At 70.3% G+C, this 2,484-nt stretch carries 2 protein-coding genes; one reads left to right on the top strand and one right to left on the bottom strand.

The genetic code is table 11. The annotated features are described in order from the left end of the window. Nucleotides 1-267: 267 nt before the first annotated feature. A complete protein-coding gene (locus ACWD3D_RS36025) occupies nt 268-765 on the bottom strand; it encodes a sortase (protein WP_451464876.1) in 498 nt (165 codons plus the stop codon). Nucleotides 766-1,359: 594 nt separating this feature from the next. On the opposite strand from ACWD3D_RS36025, the gene ACWD3D_RS36020 reads away from it, so the two are divergent. Continuing rightward, complete coding sequence (locus ACWD3D_RS36020) at nt 1,360-2,430, top strand: glycoside hydrolase family 43 protein (protein ID WP_451464875.1); 1,071 nt, start codon at nt 1,360-1,362, stop codon at nt 2,428-2,430. Nucleotides 2,431-2,484: the final 54 nt, after the last annotated feature.

Genomic DNA, 2,484 nt, shown 5'->3' with positions numbered 1-2,484 from the left:
GAAACGCTCGGGAGTATCGGTCAGCAGCATGAGATGAGTCGCGAAAGGGCTCGTCAACTGCTGGTGAAGGCACAGGAGCGCCTCTCCGGCTACGCCCCACCACCACGGCCCAGACCAGGTGTTTCACCGCCGGGAACGGCTGGGGCGAGGTACTGGTACTGCGCCCGGTTTCCATCGCGTGTCCTCTGTCTCGCGGCGGTTGGGATGGCACGTCCGCGCGCCCCGGAGCACGAGGGGATACGGGGCACGCGGACAGGCGTCGTACGGTCAGCCGCGGACCGACGCCGCCCGGCGGCGCAGCCTGAACGCGGTCCCGGCCGCCGCCCCGGCGAGCAGGACACCTCCCAGCGCGAGCTGTGCGCCGTGGTTCACGGGCACGCTGAATCCGGCGGCGACCCCGCCGCTGGGCGTACGGTCGGCGATCCGGTAGGTGTCCGTCATCAGGATGCGCGGGGGGCACTTCACGGTGACCGTGTCGGTGCCCGGCCGCGCGTCGTCCGGCACCTCGAACTCGCCGACGAGTACACCCTTGCGCTTGCCCTCGAAGAGGTGGAACGCCCCTGCGGCTTCCGAGGTCCCCTTGCCGTAGGTCTCCTTGCCGCAGGCCCGGGTGCTGACGGTGACCAGTGAACCGGGTGAGGCGCTCGCCGGGCTGATGTGAATGGTCTGCTCACCGGCGGGGTCCGCGGCCAGGGCGGCCGGGGCCGCCAGGGCCAGCAGACCTACGGCCAGACAGATACCCGCACCGGTGCGTGTGTTGCGCATGAGGTTCCTCCATCGAGAGCGGGGCCCGGCCGGACTGCGCGGCTCCTCCGCTGTGCTCCGCTTTCGAGGCAACCGACACTCCGTCACGCCCGCAACACGGGGAGTCGGCGCCTCTGTCACCCGGTCAGGCCCGGCATTGCGCCTCGGCCCCCCGTTTGCGCAGGTCACCTTCTTCCGGGACGGAATCGAGGAGGGGGCGGGCGCCGGACGGCGAACGGGCTAACTGATCGTTCCGGGTCGAGTTCGACCCGGAGGCGGGGGAGTTGGGTGCGTGGGCGGCGCGCGCCGCGCACTGCCCGACGGTGCGTCGGCTGACGGCTCGTGGAGAAGGGCCACCCGGCCGTACTCATTGACATGGACAGAACCATTCCGGATGCTGTGAGAGCGCTCTCACATCGATGTGAGGACGCTTCGTCAGGGGTGCGTGAGCCGGGAGCCCGGCGAGTGCGCGAGATCGCCGAGTCGAAAGCCGCGGCCGGGACCGGCCCCGCGGCGTTCTTCCAGGCGGTCCCGGCCCGGCTGCCGCGCGCGGTCCGGCGCCCTTTGCCGGTCCTCGTCCGGCGTCGAAGCGGAGGCGAACCACGGAAGGGGACCATGAATCTCATCCGCCGTATGTACGGCCTTGCCGCCCTCGTTCTCGCGGGGCTCCTCACGGTCGTGGTGTCCGTGTCGTCGGCGGGACCCGCCCGGGCTTCCCAGACGAGCATGCGGGCCGCCGACCCCAGCGTGATCCGGGTCGGCTCCACCTATGTCTCCGTACAGTCGACCGGCGGCGGCATCGCCGTGCGGCAGGCGTCGTCCACGGCCGCCCTGGCATCCGCGTCCGCGCGGCAGGTCTGGTCCGACACCCGCGGCCTCGGTGAGGTCTGGGCGCCGGAGCTCGTGCGGGACGGCGGCCGGTACTACATCTACTTCACGGCCGGGGTCGGTGCCGCGCACCGGATGTACGTGATCAGCTCGGCGACCGCCGACAGCGGGTACACGGCCGAGACCCAACTCGCTCTGCCCGACGGTAAATGGGCCATCGACGGCACGATGTTCACCTTCAACGGGCAGCGCTGGTTCGTCTGGTCCGGCTGGGCCGGCGACACCAACGTCGAGCAGAACCTCTACATCGCCCGGATGAGCAGCCCCACCACGCCCACCGGCGCGCGTTACGTCATCTCGCAGCCCCGGGAGAGCTGGGAGCGGGTGGTCGGCAACCCGTACATCAACGAGGCGCCCGAGGCGATCAAGGACCCGAACGGCCAGCTGCACATCGTGTACTCGGCCAACGGCAGCTGGAGCGACCAGTACTGTCTGGCCGAAGTGCGGCTGCGGGCCGGCGGCGACCCGACATACGTGTGGGACTGGTACAAGTCGAACGGGTGCCTGTTCGGCTCGAACGGCTCGACGATGAACCCCGGCTGGGATCCCACGCTGCAGGTGAACGGACCCGGGCACCACAGCTTCGTGCTGCTGGACGGTGACATCAACACCAGCCCGCCGGCCGGCCCGACGTTTCCGCTGATGTTCCACGCGGTCCCGAAGGGGACGGCGTACTCGTGGGCCAACCGGTACTGGTACACCGGGAGCTTCTGCTGGTGGGGCGGTACGACCTACAGCCGCGCCAACGTCCCGGGAGCGACTTCGGACACCGGGTGGAGCCTCAAGTTCTTCGAGTGAGGCACGGCGAGGAGCGGGCGGCTGTCCTCGGGCATCAGGGCGGTGGAGTAGCCG

Source organism: Streptomyces sp. NPDC002690, from assembly GCF_053592415.1.
Note: the sequence above shows the minus strand (reverse complement) of the source record. Positions and strands in the feature narration are given on the sequence as shown.